The sequence below is a fragment of the Mesomycoplasma neurolyticum genome, from assembly GCF_900660485.1.
Classification (GTDB): Bacteria; Bacillota_I; Bacilli_A; order Mycoplasmatales; family Metamycoplasmataceae; genus Mesomycoplasma_A; species Mesomycoplasma_A neurolyticum.
On the sequence record NZ_LR214951.1, the window covers coordinates 232,940 to 250,252 of the forward strand.

Genomic DNA, 17,313 nt, shown 5'->3' on the forward strand with positions numbered 1-17,313 from the left:
ATGAAATATTTAGAATATTTTAATTATTTAGTTAAGTGATTGCAAGATGAAGTTAAAAAAGCTAAAATGAAAGGTGTGATTGTAGGTTTGTCAGGGGGTATTGACTCATCTTTAGTAGCAGCTATTGCAAAAAAAGCTTTTCCAAATAATTCATTAGGTATAATCATGCCTATAAATTCTATGGCAAATGATCTAGATGATATAAAAGCATTAGTAAATAATATAAAAATTGAAACTTTAGAAGTAAATTTAAAAGATAGTTATAATGAATTATTGAAAAATTTAAATATAAATGATAAATTAGCTATTGCCAATATCAAACCAAGATTAAGAATGACAACACTTTATGCAATTGCTCAAGCAAAAAAATATTTAGTTTTAGGTACAGATAACTTTTCTGAAATGTATTTAGGATATTTTACTAAATATGGTGATGGTGGAGTTGATTTATTGCCAATTGTTCATTTGAAAAAATCAGAAGTTAAACAAATGTCGAAAGAAATTAAAGTTATTCCTGAAAGTATTATTAATAAAAAACCATCAGCTGGTCTTTGAGAAAATCAAAGTGATGAAGAAGAATTGGGATTTAGCTATGATCAATTTGAATTATTTTTTACAAATCCAGAAAAATTAAGTAATGAAATTATAAAAAAAATTAAAAAACAACACAAAATTACACAACATAAAAGAAAAGCTATTCCAAAACCTAAAAAAATGTATGAATAATATTTAAATTTAAAATAAAAATGTTTTATTAATGCAAAAATAATCATTTTTTCTAAATTCAAAAATCAAAAAAAATATTATAAAAAATATATAAAATTAAAAATCATCATTTTATAATAAAATTTTCAATTTAAAGCAAAATACTAAGTGCAACATCAATAAAGTTTGATTTACAAAAATCAATTTTTGTTGTATTTAGTATTTTTGTTTTTTTCATTTTTATCTTTTCTTTTATTGAATTTAAAAAAACTATTTTTTATCTTGTTATTATTAAAAAATAATAATCACAAATGGAACTTTTGAAAATTAAAATTTAATTACACAATAATTTATATTTTAATAATCATTTAATTAAATTGATTATTATTCATTTTAGAATATTTTATTTTAAAATAAAGAATATAAATTATAATTAATTCAAAAAAATATACATAAAAATTGAAGACTAAAATGAAAAAAATATAAAAAAAAGTTCAATTAACTTTTAAGCAAAAACATGAGGGGGTCTTTTTATAAATGCAAAAAAATGTATTCAGCAAAAAATTTTTTAATGAATTTGAATTTTTTTAAATAAAAAAATTTATAAATTTAAAAAAGAAAATTCTAATGTTGAATTATTTGATTTAATTATTAAAGGAAGTTATGTTTTAAAAAGAAATGGAATCATTGAAAGAGATTTTAATGATGTTGATATTTGTTTCTCTTCAGAAACTCCTGAATATACAAGAGAAAAATTTATTGAGTTTTTAATAAAAGAAATAAAGGAAATAACTTATGATAATAATTTATTTGTGTTTTATTGAAAAGGAATAAAAATCGAATTTATTGTTTTAGAAAGTATTTCTTTAGAGTATTGTACGCAAATTAAAAATACAAATTTATATTATTTAAATTTAAATTTTCATGTATTTCAAGTTTTTTTATCTTTAGGTTATATTATCGCCCCAGTTTTTCAACATGACAGAGAGAAAAAAGTAAATAATATTTTAAAAGATTTAAAATTAATTTTAATTAAAGAAAATAATTTAGATTTAGATATAAATACAAAAATTAATCAAAAATTTTTAATGAGTCAAATTTACACATCTACAATAATTTCGTATCATTATAATTATGAATATTTACCTATTTTTAATTATTTAAAAAATTCTATTTTTATAAACCAGAATATTTAAATTCATAAATTTTGAGAATCATTAAAAAATAATGGAAAATTATTAAGTGTTATTAAAAGTTGTAATTTATTTTTGAATATTTTACATAAAAAAAACAATGAAATTTTAGATTTTTAAAAATTCCCCTCTATTATAGGTTTTAAAAATAATATTATAAAAAAATTTAAAAATAATTTTAGTAATTATGAAAATATAAATAATAATTTTATTTTTAAAAATTCAACAAATCTAAAAACAATATTTTATTTATAGGACATAGTGATGAAGTTGGTGGAATTTTATTTAATAACCAAGTATACAATTTAGGTACAATCAATTGAAATAATACTGATGTCAATATATATAATGTTGATGGTGAGTTCATCAAAACAACTAAAAGTGTACAAAAAGATAATTATATTTTTTCAAATGAAAAAATAAAAAAAATTAATAGACCAACACTAAAAATTCTGGAGAATTTAATTTTTGAAAAAAATCAAATATTTCAAGTTTTACCTAAACAAAATGAAATATTTGATTCTAAAAAAATAATTTCTAAAAACCTTGATAATAGATTAAATATTTTAATTTTTTATCTCTTTGGTAACCATATTAATGATTTTTGTTTAACAACAAAAGAGGAAATTGGTTTAGTATCGATAAAAAATATTGATTTTAAACAAGAATTAAAAAAATATAATACAATAATAAACTTAGAAGTTTCTGAAAATGATAAATGAGATAGTGAAAAAATTTATATAAGAGTTGCAGATAGTTTTACAGCACCAAATATTAAAATGATTGAAAAAATGAAATTATTTTTCGAAAAAATGTTTATACCTTATGAATTAGTTTATGGTTCTGGGCTAACTGATATTACAGAAATACAAACATATGATAATGTTATAACAATTAATATTGCTGCTATCAAAATACATTCGCATATTTCGAAAACTACATTTAAAAATTTTCTTTATTTAACAATTTTATCTTAGAATATGAAAACAAATTTATATAAATATATTATAGCTATTTTTATTTCGTTAATTGGATCAGGAGCTTTTAAATTAGGTACTTCATTATACATGTTTAAATTTGAAGGTAATCAATGAAATATAGCATCAATGTATTTATTGATTCAAATTCCTACACTTGTAATTTATTTTTTTAGTAAACGAATTTCTAAAATAAATTCTAAATTTTCATTAGTAATTTCTGATATTTTGTCTTTATTTCTTTTGATAATATCAATATTTTTATATTTTTTGTATTCAAAAGAAAGTAAATTATTTTCAATATTAATGATTATAATAAATTCACTTTTAGGTTTTGTTCATGCTTTTAGATTTATACATTTAAGAAATATTTTATATTATTGCAGTAGTCATGAAAAAGAAATAAAAAAATATAATTATTTGAATTCATGAGCAACTACATTATCATTTGTATTTTTTCCTTTTATTTCATTATTATTTAGCTATTTTAATTATTATTTTTTGATAATATTTAACATTTGCACTTATTTATTAAGTGGTTTGCTTTATTTTTCTTTAAGTTTAAATAAAAAAGCTATTGTTTTTAAAAATATTAAAAACAATGAAAAAAATTATTCAAAAAACAAAAGCAAATGATTTTTCACTATATTCTTTTCTATAGTGATTTCATTAATTTTATATCCAAAGCAATCAGGAATGTTTCAATTTTTAAAATTTTCTAACTTTGATTTTATTGACAGAAATTTTTCAAGTGTAATAATTCCAGTTTTAACATCTATTTTTGGTGTTTTAGGTACTTTTATAAGTCATTGATTAAATTATAAAATGAAGTCGAAAATTTTAGCTATATTTTGTATTTGTTCCTTTTTATTAGTTTTAATTGGATTTCCATGACTTTTTATAATTTTGATGTTTGAAAAAAATTCATGATTTTCATTAATTTTTTACGTTTTAATTATTTCATTTCAACAACTTTTATTTTCCTTGTTAATACCTATATATTATAATTTTCATTATGAAATGTTTAATAAAGAAGATAATGCAAAACAGCTTGGATTATCTCTGATATTTAGAACTTTAGTTTCTTCATTTGCAATATTGTTTTTTACATTTTTAAGCGAAACATATAATTATTATTATGCATTTATGACTTATTTAATTATTATTTTAATTTTAATTTGTTTCACTATTTATTTTATTATTGATGCAGTTTTATTATGAAAGAAAAAAAATATAAATAATTCAATTGTTAACTTTTAAAAATTAAAATTAGACATAAAAAATAGTTATAACAAAAATACAAACACTGATTTAGTGTTTGTATTTTTGTTATTGATTAATTTAAATGATACTTATTAAAGTTTTGGCTTCTATGACATCGCTAATAACTTTATTTTCTTAAAAAACTTGGGAAATAATTTTCTTCTGTTTCATCATTATCATTTTCAATTTCAAAAAAATTTGGTTTATTGTAATTTAACTCTGAAGAATGATTATTAGTTTTTTGACCAGATGCACTTAATGTTTCTTCTCTAGTTTTCTGGCTAATAGTTGCATAGTTTGATGCAACATTAGTTGTTCTCTCTTCAGGTGTTGAACTTTTTTCAGCCATTCTATGTCTTAATTTATCATAATTTAAACTAGGGGTAGAATTGCTGGTCATAGGATTAGTGTTTGTTTGCACTGTTTCAACTTTCGGATTGTTTGCGTAAGGACTTGCCATACTTCTAAAATTAGTTTCAATTTTACTTGAATTTTCACTCTGAATTTTTGGTAATGAATTTTCATTATTATTAACTTTTTTTTCCATTTGACTTCTGACTGCTTCAGTTATCGATGAAAAACTAGGTTTCTCCATTTCAGTGTTATGTTCATTTAAAACTGTTTTAGTGTTCATGAAAGTGCTTTTTGGTGTTTCACTCACATTCTCCCTTGAAACATTGTTATGATTATTTGTGATAGTTGAACTGATTGTTTTATTTTCTGAATTAAATTCATTAATTCCTGTTGCAATAATAGAAAGTGATAAATCTTTGTCATTGCTAGATTTTTGTATCAATCCATAAATAACATCAACTTCATTTTCAGATTCTTTTTTAATACGATTAATTATTTCACTGATTTCAGCAGAAGTTATATCTGCTGAAGCAATATTAAGAATTATGTTTTTTGCCTTTTTGATATTATTTTCAAGAATATCAAACTCCAATAGTTTATCAATTGCTTTTTGAACTTTGTCGCTACCAAAGCCTTTAACTGAATTAATAATTACTTCGCCTTTTGTTTTCATAATAGATAACAAATCAGCAAAATCTACGTTTTGAATTCCTCTAACATTAATAATTTCATAAATGACATTAATAATTTTGTCAAAAAATACATTAGCAATTTTCATTGTTTCAAAATGAGGTAAATTAGCGTGTTTAGTTGCTAATTTATTGTTGGAAATAATCAAAAGTGCATCAACATGTTTTTTTAGGTTTGCAAGTCCTAAAGCTGCATTACCACTAATTTTTTTTCCTTCAAATTCAAATGGCATTGTAACTATTGCAATAGTTAAAGCACCATGTTTTTTAGCTTCTTCTGCAAAAATTGAACTAGAACCTGATCCTGTTCCTTTGCCCATTCCTGCTGCCAAAACAACAATATCTGCACCAGCCATCTTTTCACTAATTTCATTTTTAGATTCAAGTGCATACTCTCTACCTTTGAGTGGATCATTGCCCGCTCCCGATCCTTTTCTTTTTTCACTATCACCTAAAGCAATAGTTTTTTCTGGATCAAAAGTATTAAGTGTAATTAAATCTGTATTTGCAAAGTAATATTCAATGTTGTCTTTTGCATTTTCTAATGCATGTTTTACTATATTATTTCCACAGCCACCAATACCAAAAATTTTAATTTTTCTATTTGACATTTTTTATCTCCTTAAAGTTAGTGTTTTAAATAAATTAGCAATTTTATTACTTTTTTTCATGATAAAAATATCATTTAAAATTGGTTGTGTCTCTATTAAACTAATTTGTTTAACAAATTGACTTTCAAGACACAATTCAACATATTCTAAACCAACAACTATTTCTCTGATTATTTTACTTAAGTTTGTTTTATATTTTGAATTATAAAGAATTGTTTCTTTATTCATAATGAAAGTATTAATTGCCATCTTAATATTTTCAACTGAATTCAGAGCTCCTAGTCAAAAGAAATTTTTAGTTTCAATTTTTTCTTTTTTAATAAATTCTAAAATTTCAAATGAGTTTTTTTTAACTAAATTTATTATTGCTTGTGAAATATCTTTGGCGCTAATATTTTCATCAATTAAATAATTTGCTTCATTATTATTTAAAATCTTGCCATAAACTTTAAATATTTTTTTTGCTTTTGTTTCAGTTAAATTGAAATTATTAGAAAATTCTTTAATCATGTCATTATAATTTAAACTTAATTCTTTATACTTGATAGTTGAATCATTATTTATGAGTGCCAATCATGAATTATTTTCATCTATGTTTATAACAATTTTTTCAGAATTTGTGTTAGTTTCAATGTTTATTAAATTTTGGATAGAATTAATGTTTGTAAATATATTTTCAATTTTTAAATCGAAATTTTGAAAAAAGTTAGTCAAAAATTGAAAATATTTTTTAGAAATATAAGTTGCATTATACTCTACAATTAAATTATCAGCATTTTTATTTAATGGTCAAGTTAAATATTGTTTTTTTTCATGCTCATAATTAGTTGTGAATTTTTTTGCTTGAAACAAAATTAATGAATATTCATTTTTATTAAATGTTTTTTTTGCTTGCTCAATGTTTTGATTAAAAATTTTATTATCAATTATTTTTTTATTATTATTAATGTTAGTGGTAATTTCAAATTGTTCACTATTAAAATGAATATCTCTAAAATTATTTAAATAAACAAATATTTTTTTAATTTTAGCTTTTAAAAAGGTATTTATTTCATTTAAAGAACTTTCAAAAAACTTTTGCATCATTTCGTTTTTATTACTTTCTTTACTGAAAATTAAAATATTGTCATTTTTTATTTTTTCAAAAGCATAAAGCCCAAAATTATCTTTTGAAATTTTTGCAACAACTTTGATTTTTCTTTTCATAAACACCCTTTCATAAATATTATTTTAATCTTGTTAAAATTCTTAATTTAGCACTTCTACTTCTGTTATTAGTTGATATTTCATCATTTTTAGGTTTTAAAGAAATATTTTTTCACTTTTGTTCAACAATAATAGGAAGTTTATAGTAATCTTCTTTTTTTGTTAATGAATTAAAAAAGTTTTTAACAATTTTATCTTCAATTGAGTGAAATGTAATAACTAAAAGTTTGCCGTTTGTATTTAAAAAATTAATCGAATCTTTTAACGCAAGTTTTAATGATTCTAATTCATCATTTACTTCAATCCGAATAGCTTGAAAAATTGCTTTAGCAGGATTTTTTAACCTTACTATTTTTGCAGGTAGTGATTTTTTTATAACATCTACTAATTCTAAAGTAGTATTTATAGGTCTATTATCAATAATGCCTTTCGCAACTTTGTAAGAAAGCTTTACATCTGCATTTTTGATAAAAATAGAATTTAACTGCTCATAACTGTAGTTATTAACTATATAATGAGCATCCAAACTCTGGCTTCGATCCATTCTCATATCTAATCTTGAATCTTTGTTATATGAAAAACCTCTATCTTTATCATCTAATTGTGGAGATGAAACACCAAGATCCATCAAAATTCCGTCAACTTTTTCAACTTTTAAATTATTCATAGCATATTTTATGTTTTTAAAATCACTGTGAATAATAGTAAAATTACTGTTAATTTTGTTAAGTATTAATCTACTTTCTTTTGTAGCTTCAATATCTTTATCAAAACCATACAATCATCCAGTTTTGAGTTTTTTCAAAATGTGTGATGAATGCCCAGCTCTTCCTAGTGTTAAATCAATATATTTACCATCTTCTTTAAGATTTAATTGTTCTAACACTTCATTTAATAAAACAGGTAAATGTTTCATTAAAGAATAACTCCACTTTCGTTTAAAATTTTTTGCATTTCTTCAAGTTCTTCTTCATTTGTAAACTTTTTGTTTTCAGCTTCATATCTATCTTTCGGTCAAAGTTCTAACTTTTCACCTACTCCAATCAAATATGCTTCTTTGGTGATAGTGGTAATTGACAAAAGGTTTTTTGGTAAAATCACCCTTCCCAATTTATCACATGAAACTTCTGTGGTGTTTCCAAAGAAAAACCTTGCAAAGTCTCTTACGTTTTTATTTAATGAGTTGTGTTCGTTAATTTTATTTTTTATTTTTTGAAATTCAAATTTATTTCTGATTTCAATAATTTTGTCTAGTCCTAATGATACATAAAAAACATCACCTAATTCAGCTCTAAAATTGCTAGGAATTACGATTCTATTTTTTTCATCAATAGTTTTTAAATAATTGCCAAACATTCCAACTCCTTCCACTATCTACCACATTATACACCTTTTACCACACTTTTTACAAAAAAAAAATATTTTTTTCTTTAAAATTAAAAAAATGCTTTAAAAAAGGGAATCTTAAACAAAAAAAATTAACGAAAATTATTTTTTTAAAAAAAAATGGCTTTTTTTAAATAAAAAGGAGTAAAATAAAAAAGCAAAGTTTAAATTTAACAAAAAAAATGTAATCAAGGGGTAAATGTGCTTAAAAAAATAAAATGAATTTTACTTTTATATTTATTAGTTTTTTTAGCATTAAGTATTTATGCATTTTGAGATTTTTCATTATTGTTAGGCTGAATATTTGCAATGCTATCAATAGGTGGTGGGCTTTTTTTAAAAAACAAATTAATTATTTATCTTTTTTTAAAAAAAGTAAAAAAATCTATTGATTTTAAAAGAAAAGATAAAGCTAAAATAATTTTTGTATATTTTTTATTTAATTTAATATTTATTGGCTTTCAGGTTTTGATTGTAATTTGTATCCTTTTATTTAATCTTAAATTTAATGATAATAAAAAATTACCAGATATTGGAATATACCCAATAAATATTATTAGTTTTATGATCGGTGTTTTAATGTTTATGCCATTTATCATAATCAAAACATTAAACAAAAAATTTTAGTATATTTAATTTATATAACATATAAAAAAATAAAGGAGGTGAAATGGGAGCATTTTTCGATAATTGACAACAACCACAACTTTTTACACTTTTTGTTGTAGTGTTTTTAATTTTATTGTTTTCAATTATTGTTTATTTCAAAATTAAAAAAGAAAAAGCAGATAAAGCACCTGGTATAGTAGTTTTTATTGCTGAAAAATATTATAATTTTTTAGATGGTTTTTTTACTGGAAATGAAGTTAAAAAAATTAATTTTTTAAAACCTTATTTATTTGCACTTTTTACTTTTTTATTATTTGGAAATTTAATTTCACTTTTTGGTGTTGAACCAATTGGAAGTAGTATTTCAATACCATTAACATTAACATTGATGTCTCATTTAGGGACTCAAATTATAGGAATTTTTTGTTTAAAGTGGCGTTACTTTGTTAAATATTTAAATCCATTAGAAATAGTTTCGGCTATTTCACCTTTACTATCTTTATCATTTAGGTTGTTTGGTAATATAATTGGTGGTTCAGTTATATTATTGCTACTTTATGGTGGACTAAATTATGTTTGAGGATTATTACCTATTGGTGTTTTTTCTATGTTTAATTTACCAGCATCATTATTTTTAGCACCATTTTTATTTTATTTTGACATTTTTGGTCCTTTTATTCAAGCGTATGTATTTACACTTTTAACAGCTGTTGCTTGATCTTCAAATACAACTAATGATTAAGGGTTTAATTATTATTTTATATAAATGAAACACTTATAATTTTTATTATTACAATAAAATATAAATATTTTTTTAAAAAGAGAGGTTTAAAAATATGAACACAGAAATTTTAGAAATTGCAAACAAATTATCACAAGAAAATCCATCTAATGCAGTGGGAGTTGGGCTTGTAGCTGTTGGAGCAGGTGCATCATTAATTGGTGTTATGGGAATAGGAGTTGGACAAGGTTATGCAGCTGGTAAAGCTGTTGAAGCTGTAGCAAAAAACCCAGAAGCAGAAAAAAGCATTGTTAAACTTTTAATTATTGGCTGTGCAATCGCTGAAACATCATCAATTTATTGCCTTATAGTTGCTATTCTTTTATTATTTGTTTTTTAAATTTTAAAAAATGTTAACACAAAATTTATCACAAAACACTAGTGAAAAAACTAATGAATTCTCAGCTGGCGAAGAAATATCAAAATTATTTAAAAATATTTTGCCTAATGTCTGAGTAATGCTGGCAACTTTAGTTGCATTTATTATTGTTTTAATTATCTTATATTTTCTTGTTTATTCTCCTTTGAGAAAGGTAATACAGGAAAAAAGAGAATTTATTCAAAAAAATATAAATGAAACTATAGTTAAAAAAGAACAAGCAATTAAATTTGAATTACAAAAAAAACATGAACTATCAATTGCAAAGCAGAAAGCTTTGGAAATAATAGAACAATCTAGATTTAATTCTGAAAAAGAGTCATTAATTACAATTAATAATGCGAAAATTGAGGCTAAACAAATTATTAATGATGGAAATAGAGCTATTAAAAAAATGCAGTTAGATTATCAACAACAATATAAAAATGATGTAGTTAATACAGCTGTGAAACTAGCTTCTAAAATTATTGAAAAAAATATTAATGAGAATGATAATCAAAATTTAATACAAACATTTTTTGATAATATAGAAACAGAAAATAATGAATAAAATAAAATCATCTAATTATGCTCATGCATTGTTTTCAATAGCTTTAGAAGAAAAAAAAATAAAAAGTTTTTTAAATCATTTGCAAGAAATTAACAATATTTTTCTTGCTAATGAAAAAATTTTTTTTATTTTATCTTCTTTTAATCTTACACAAGATGAAAAAGAAGATATTATTGACAAGATTTTTCAAAATACTGTTTTTGAAAAAACTATTATTAATTTTTTAAAATTATTAACAAAAAAAAGATATATTAATAAATTACCTGAAATTTTTAATACATTCCAAAAAGAAGCATTTCAACATTTAAATATAAAAAAAGGTGTTGTTTATTCAACAAGAATTTTAAATGAAAATGAAATGCAAAAATTGGTAAATAAAATTAAAGAGAAAATAAATTGTGAAATTCATTTAGTGAATGAAATAGATACATCACTTATTGCAGGGATTAAAATCGAAATTGAAAACCATATTTTTGAAAATTCAATAATTTCTAAATTAGAGGGTATAAAAGATTATATTTTAAAGGAGAAAACAAATGGCTTTTAATAAAAATGATATTTCTTCAATAATTAAAGAACAAATAAAAAAATATGAAAATAAGGCTCATTATTATGAAACTGGAAAAGTTATAACTGTTGGTGATGGTGTGGCCTTGATTTCAGGTTTAGAAAAGGCTATTTTAGGTGAAATTATTGAATTTGAAAGTAATGTTAAAGGAATGGTCTTGAATCTAGAAGAAGATTTTGTTGGTGTTGTAATCTTAGGTAATGACCAAAAAGTATTTGAAGGTCAAATAGTTAAAAGAACAAATAAAATTATTTCTGTTGCAGTAGGTCAAGAAATAATTGGTAGAGTTATTAATGCATTAGGTGAACCTATTGATGGTAAAGGTCCTATTAATAGTGCTAAAACAAGGAATGTTTTTACAAATACACCAGAAATAATGAAAAGACAAGAAGTTAACCAACCACTTAAAACAGGTATTCTTTTGATAGATTCACTAATTCCAATTGGTAAAGGGCAAAGAGAACTAATTATTGGTGATCGTCAAACTGGTAAAACAGCAATTGCTATTGATACCATTTTAAACCAAAAAAATCAAGATGTTTACTGTATTTATGTAGCAATAGGGCAAAAAAATTCAACTATTGCACAAATTGTATCTAAACTTGAAAAAGAAGGAGCTCTTGAATATACAACTATCGTTGTTGCAAGTGCTTCTGAGCTTTCACCTTTACAATATATTTCACCTTATGTTGGGGTTACAATTGCAGAAGAATTTATGGAGCAAGGGAAAGATGTTTTAATTGTTTATGATGATTTATCAAAACATGCTGTTGCATATAGAACACTTTCACTTTTATTAAGAAGACCACCAGGGCGTGAAGCTTTTCCAGGAGATATTTTTTATCAACATTCCTATTTATTAGAAAGAGCAGCTAAACTTAATGAAAAAAATGGTGGTGGTTCAATAACAGCGCTTCCAATTATTGAAACTCAATCAGGTGATATTTCAGCCTATATTCCAACAAACGTAATTTCAATTACAGATGGACAAATATTTATGAAAGAGTCATTATTTAATTCAGGGCAAAGACCAGCTGTTGATGTAGGTTTCTCAGTTTCTAGAGTTGGTTCTTCAGCACAAACAAAATTAATGAAATCTGTAGTTTCATCACTTAAACTTGAACTTGCGCAATATAATGAAATGAAAGCTTTTGCTCAATTTGGTTCAGATTTAGATGAATCTACTAAAAAAATACTTAGTCATGGAAGTAAAGTATATGAAATATTAAAACAAGATCAATATTTACATATTTCCGAAATTGATCAAGTTATTTTACTTTTTACTATTCAATATCAAATTGTTAACCCAATTCCATTAAATGAAATTCGTGCTTTTAACAATGAATTATTGCAATGAATTAACACTGAAAATGAAATGTTAAAATTAAAAGCTGAAATTTTAAAAAATAAAACTTTAGATAGCCAAACACTTTCAAAACTTTATAAAAAATTAGTTGATTTTGCTAATGATTTTACTTCAAAAATTGATGATTATAACCCAAATAATCATTTAAAAATTCCTCAATTAAATTAATATGGAATCACTTAATTTAATCAAAAATAGAATTCAACTAATTGAAAATATCAAAAAAATTACAAATGCAATGGAACTTTTAGCAACGGCAAAATTTAAAAAAATTCAAAAAGAAGCAGAAGTTTCAAAGACCTTTGCTAATTCATTAATTGAAATAGTAAATAATTCTTTTAAAAATAGTGATTTAAATAAATATTTAAAACAATTTAAACAAGAGAAAAAAACAATTTATATTATTATAGGTTCAGATCTTGGACTTTGCGGTTCTTATAATATCAACATTATAAAAAAGATTAAAGAATTGGTTCAAAAAAAAGATAAAATCATTGTTTTTGGAACAAAAATTAATAATTTTTTAATTAATGATTATAATGAGCAAATCATTAAAAAAATCATTCATTATGGTGATAATATTGAATATGGAATTTTAGATGATGTTATTTCTATATTAATTGATTTGTTAATGAATAATGAAATCAATGAAATAAAGATAATTTATACTAAATTTATTAATAGTGTCACTTTCAATAGTGAGGTTCAAACTCTTTTCCCACTTGAGAGCAAAGAAAACGATAACAAAAAAAATATTGATATTGAATATGTGCCTTCTTTTAAAGAAGTGGTTGAAAGAATTGTGCCTTTTTTCTTAAAGGCAACAATTTTTAACTTTTTAATAGAGTCAAAAATTTCTGAAATGGCATCAAGAAGAATTGCAATGGAAAATGCAACTAGTAATGCAAGCGATATTATTGTAAATCTTAAAATAGATTACAACAAAAGAAGACAAGCAGATATCACTAAAGAAATAACAGAAATTATTAGTGGAACAAATAATTAAAGGAGAAATTAATGAATAAAGGAAAAATTGTCCAAATTTTAGGTCCTGTTATTGATGTAAAATTTAAATCAAATAACATTCCATCATTACTTAATGCACTTGAAGTAATAGTTGATCCAAATGATCCTAAAAAAAATATTGTCCTTGAAGTTGAACAACATATTGGTAATGATACAGTGAGAACAATTTCAATGGAAATGGCTTATGGTTTAACTAAAAATATGACTGTAATTGATACCGGAAAACCAATAAGTGTACCTGTTGGGACACAAGTTTTATCTAGAATGTTTAATGTTCTTGGTAAAGCTATTGATGAATTACCAGAAGTTGAGAGTGATCTTAAAATGCCAATTCATGCACTTGCACCAAAATACGAAGAACAAAAAAGTAATTTTGAAATTTTAGAAACAGGAATCAAAGTAATTGACTTATTAATTCCGTATGTAAAAGGTGGGAAAATTGGTCTTTTTGGTGGGGCTGGAGTTGGTAAAACAGTTTTAGTACAAGAATTAATAAATAACATTGCAACACATCATGGAGGACTTTCAGTTTTTGCTGGAGTTGGTGAAAGAAGTCGTGAAGGAAATGATTTATATCATGAGATGAAAAATGCAGGAGTTTTAAACAAAACGGCTTTAGTTTTTGGTCAAATGAATGAATCGCCTGGAGCTAGAATGCGTGTTGCCCTTACAGGTCTTACTATGGCTGAATATTTTAGAGACCAAATGAATCAAGATGTTTTATTATTTATTGATAATATTTTTAGATTTACTCAAGCTGGTTCTGAAGTGTCTACTTTATTAGGGAGAATTCCATCTGCTGTAGGTTATCAACCAACACTTGCTACAGAAATGGGGCAACTTCAAGAAAGAATTACATCAACATCAAAAGGTTCTATTACTTCTATACAAGCTGTTTATGTTCCGGCAGATGACTTAACTGATCCAGCGCCTGCAACAACATTTGCACACTTAGATGCTAAAACAGTTTTAGACCGTAATATTGCTGCATTAGGAATTTATCCTGCTGTTGATCCTTTAGCTTCAGGTTCAAGAATGCTCGATCCACAAATTATTGGTTTTGAACACTATAACGTGGCAAAGCAAGTGCTACAAATTTTACAAAAATTTAAAGAACTACAGGATATTATTGCAATACTTGGGATTGATGAATTATCAGAAGAAGATAAAAAAACTGTTTATAGAGCAAGAAGAATTAGAAACTTTTTATCTCAATCATTTTTTGTTGCTGAAAAATTTTCAGGTAAACCTGGTAAATTTTTAAAACTCGAAGATACAATAAGAAGTTTTAAAGAAATTATTGAAGGTAAACATGATGATATACCTGAAGATGCTTTCTTGTATATGGGCTCAATTGAAGAAGTAGTTGAAAAACACAAACAAAATATTAACAAAGTATAATGAATGAAATAAATTTAAAAATTATTAGTCCAAAAGGTGTTTTTAAAGCAACCAAATCTGATTTAGTAACAATTGAAACAATTGATGGTTTTCGTGGTTTTCAATATGGTATAACACCTGTTGTAACAATAATTGAAAATGGCCAAATTTGAATAAATTCTTCATGATCTAAAAATCAAGAAATTTATTGAGCAAAATCTGGTTTTGTTTATGGTGATAAAGAAAATCTTTTTATCATTGTTGAAGAAATATCTAAAACTAAAGATGATTTTAAAGAAATAAAAATTAATGAAATAAAAACTAAAAGTAAAAATCAACATTTCGAAATGTCGCATAAAAAAGCAATGATCAAGAAAAATATAGAAAAATCAAAGAAAAACAATTAAGAATTTATTACAATATTATTTTTATAGAAAAATAAAAACGCAGCATTTATGTGTTTGCGTTTTTATTTTGTATTTTTTGATTATAGCAAATAATAAAATATTTTAAAAAAATAAACAAATATAAAAAAAATGTTATATAATTGATTTGTTATTTGTTTTAAATATTATTTAATATAAACAGTAACAAAAAAAAGTAGAAAGAAATTATTTGTTTAATAATGACAAATAAAATGACAAATTATAAAAAAATAAAATCATTACTTATGTTTTCCGCTTTAGGTGTGATTTCCACAACTTCTTTTATCGCTTGTACAGAGGTAAAAAATTCAAAAGAGAATCAAGTAAATTCAAAACAGAACGAAGAAAATTCAGATCCTAAAACTCAAAAAGAAATTAAAGAATATGTACATTCCACTAATTTATCTAATGCAAAATCTGATGAAATAAAAGATGAATTTCAATTAATTGTTACAAAAGAAGGTGAAGATAAATACTTAGAGATTTTAACTATTATTCAAAATCAACTAACAAATGGTTCAACAATTTATGATATTTTTCAATACTTTTTAGATCATCATCATTATCCAGATCAAAAATGAGTTGAAGTAAAACAGAATGATACTTGAAGAGCGAAAATTCTAAGTGAAAAAAATTGAGAAGTAAATTTTGATAATGATAATTGAATTATTGAATTTAAAATACCTATAAAAGAAAATGATTCAAAAATTTATAAAAAATTATTATTAAAATTTAAAAAACCTGAAAATATTTACAAACAAAGTATTATAGAATCAAGAAAAATACAAATCACTTTAAATGATAATATGCATGTTGATTATTCTAAGTTTAAAAATGATTTTTATAAAAAATTATTTGAAACAGGATCAGCTGGTGATGCTATTACTTCTATGTCTGAAGGAGAAAATCCTTGATTTAAGAAAGAAATAAAAGATACTAATTACATTGATCAGACATGAGAATATAATGTTGTTTTTAATGATGAAACTAAAGTAGTAAGATTAGAAACAAAATTAATTAACAAAAAAGATCCTGAAAATGATAAAAAATATGACACATTTTACTTTAAATTTGATCAAAAAGATAAACCAACTTTAATGAATTTATCAAAAGATTTATCAAATGAAAAAGCTACAAATAAAAACCTAGATATAAAACTTTCAGAAAAAACTAAAAATAATTATTTAGATTTTGTGACATGACTCAAAGTATGAGCACCACAAGTAAGAATTAGTGAAATATTTAAATTTTATTTTACAGAAGAAAATGCTTTTCAACATAATGAAAACTTAATTAGCTTTTTAGAAAATCCAAGAAACAAAAGCTTATTATCTGGTTGAAAAGTAGAATTTGATGACACTAATTTAATTATCAAGTTAACAGTAAAAGTAAATCAAAATATTTTCGAGAATGAAAAAATTATTGATAAACAACCTCGTGATGAAGTAATTATTCTTAAATTTAATTCACTTTCTGATAATGAAAAATATCCAAATGATAAAATTGTAATAGAATTAAAAGATGATTCTATGAGTTATCAAGAATTTGTTAATAAATACAAAGAAAATATTTATTCTAATAATAATCTTATAACAACATTACAAAAAATATCAAAAGAAGAAGATTCAGCTCTTGTTTTTGATACTAAACCATTTGATAAAACTATTAATGAAGAATTTTATTTTGAAGGTTCTTCAATCAGATTTTTAGAAGAAAATAAAACCGTTGCTATTACAATACCAACAAGGTGAGAACATGGTCATGATGACCATAAACATTATCATTATAATTTCTATTATTTTGTTTTAAAATTTAAATCCTAATATAGGGTTTTTTATATATTTT

General features: G+C 23.1%; 18 protein-coding genes. 14 read left to right on the forward strand and 4 right to left on the reverse strand.

Annotated features, from left to right (window positions below; genetic code table 4):
• The 4 genes from nadE (at position 1) to EXC65_RS00965 (ending at position 4,135) form a co-directional block, all read left to right on the forward strand.
• On the forward strand, positions 1–726 hold the full coding sequence (gene nadE, locus EXC65_RS00950) for an NAD(+) synthase (protein WP_129719638.1): 726 nt from the start codon (positions 1–3) through the stop codon (positions 724–726).
• Between the two features lie 791 nt (positions 727–1,517).
• Positions 1,518–1,901: a hypothetical protein gene (locus EXC65_RS00955; RefSeq protein WP_129719639.1), complete on the forward strand. Its 384-nt coding sequence runs from the start codon at positions 1,518–1,520 to the stop codon at positions 1,899–1,901.
• Between the two features lie 491 nt (positions 1,902–2,392).
• Positions 2,393–2,875, forward strand: coding sequence for a zinc-binding metallopeptidase family protein (locus EXC65_RS04550; protein ID WP_276310796.1), 483 nt, complete (start codon positions 2,393–2,395; stop codon positions 2,873–2,875).
• Positions 2,876–2,878: 3 nt separating this feature from the next.
• The gene (locus tag EXC65_RS00965; RefSeq protein ID WP_129719641.1) at positions 2,879–4,135 is read left to right on the forward strand and encodes an MFS transporter; all 1,257 of its coding nucleotides are present in this window, start codon (positions 2,879–2,881) and stop codon (positions 4,133–4,135) included.
• A 130-nt stretch (positions 4,136–4,265) separates the two neighbouring features.
• Here EXC65_RS00965 and EXC65_RS00970 read toward each other — a convergent pair whose 3' ends face one another.
• Genes EXC65_RS00970 through mraZ form a run of 4 tightly spaced genes read right to left on the reverse strand, consistent with a single transcriptional unit; the run spans position 4,266 to position 8,354 of the window.
• Positions 4,266–5,792, reverse strand: a complete 1,527-nt coding sequence (locus tag EXC65_RS00970) for a cell division protein FtsZ (RefSeq protein WP_129719642.1) — start codon at positions 5,790–5,792, stop codon at positions 4,266–4,268.
• A gap of 3 nt (positions 5,793–5,795) precedes the next feature.
• Entirely contained in the window at positions 5,796–6,998 is a 1,203-nt protein-coding gene (locus EXC65_RS00975) for a hypothetical protein (protein WP_129719643.1), read from the reverse strand.
• Positions 6,999–7,017: 19 nt separating this feature from the next.
• Complete coding sequence (gene rsmH / locus EXC65_RS00980) at positions 7,018–7,914, reverse strand: 16S rRNA (cytosine(1402)-N(4))-methyltransferase RsmH (protein WP_129719644.1); 897 nt, start codon at positions 7,912–7,914, stop codon at positions 7,018–7,020.
• Entirely contained in the window at positions 7,914–8,354 is a 441-nt protein-coding gene (gene mraZ, locus EXC65_RS00985) for a division/cell wall cluster transcriptional repressor MraZ (protein ID WP_129719645.1), read from the reverse strand. Before mraZ ends, rsmH begins: the two co-directional genes overlap by 1 nt.
• A gap of 231 nt (positions 8,355–8,585) precedes the next feature.
• On the opposite strand from mraZ, the gene EXC65_RS00990 reads away from it, so the two are divergent.
• From EXC65_RS00990 to EXC65_RS01035, 10 genes are all read left to right on the forward strand, one after another.
• On the forward strand, positions 8,586–9,011 hold the full coding sequence (locus EXC65_RS00990; RefSeq protein WP_129719646.1) for a hypothetical protein: 426 nt from the start codon (positions 8,586–8,588) through the stop codon (positions 9,009–9,011).
• A 43-nt stretch (positions 9,012–9,054) separates the two neighbouring features.
• Positions 9,055–9,735, forward strand: coding sequence for a F0F1 ATP synthase subunit A (locus EXC65_RS00995; protein WP_129719647.1), 681 nt, complete (start codon positions 9,055–9,057; stop codon positions 9,733–9,735).
• A gap of 94 nt (positions 9,736–9,829) precedes the next feature.
• A complete protein-coding gene (atpE, locus tag EXC65_RS01000; RefSeq protein WP_129719648.1) occupies positions 9,830–10,114 on the forward strand; it encodes an ATP synthase F0 subunit C in 285 nt (94 codons plus the stop codon).
• A gap of 10 nt (positions 10,115–10,124) precedes the next feature.
• Complete coding sequence (gene atpF, locus EXC65_RS01005; protein WP_129719649.1) at positions 10,125–10,703, forward strand: F0F1 ATP synthase subunit B; 579 nt, start codon at positions 10,125–10,127, stop codon at positions 10,701–10,703.
• A complete protein-coding gene (locus EXC65_RS01010) occupies positions 10,696–11,250 on the forward strand; it encodes a F0F1 ATP synthase subunit delta (RefSeq protein ID WP_129719650.1) in 555 nt (184 codons plus the stop codon). The genes atpF and EXC65_RS01010 overlap by 8 nt, the downstream gene beginning before the upstream one ends.
• Positions 11,240–12,805: a F0F1 ATP synthase subunit alpha gene (atpA, locus tag EXC65_RS01015; protein ID WP_129719651.1), complete on the forward strand. Its 1,566-nt coding sequence runs from the start codon at positions 11,240–11,242 to the stop codon at positions 12,803–12,805. Before EXC65_RS01010 ends, atpA begins: the two co-directional genes overlap by 11 nt.
• A 1-nt stretch (position 12,806) precedes the next feature.
• Entirely contained in the window at positions 12,807–13,643 is an 837-nt protein-coding gene (atpG, locus tag EXC65_RS01020; RefSeq protein ID WP_129719652.1) for an ATP synthase F1 subunit gamma, read from the forward strand.
• A gap of 11 nt (positions 13,644–13,654) precedes the next feature.
• The gene (gene atpD / locus EXC65_RS01025; protein ID WP_129719653.1) at positions 13,655–15,064 is read left to right on the forward strand and encodes a F0F1 ATP synthase subunit beta; all 1,410 of its coding nucleotides are present in this window, start codon (positions 13,655–13,657) and stop codon (positions 15,062–15,064) included.
• Entirely contained in the window at positions 15,064–15,450 is a 387-nt protein-coding gene (locus tag EXC65_RS01030; RefSeq protein ID WP_129719654.1) for a hypothetical protein, read from the forward strand. Before atpD ends, EXC65_RS01030 begins: the two co-directional genes overlap by 1 nt.
• A gap of 230 nt (positions 15,451–15,680) precedes the next feature.
• A complete protein-coding gene (locus tag EXC65_RS01035) occupies positions 15,681–17,291 on the forward strand; it encodes a hypothetical protein (RefSeq protein WP_129719655.1) in 1,611 nt (536 codons plus the stop codon).
• Positions 17,292–17,313: the final 22 nt, after the last annotated feature.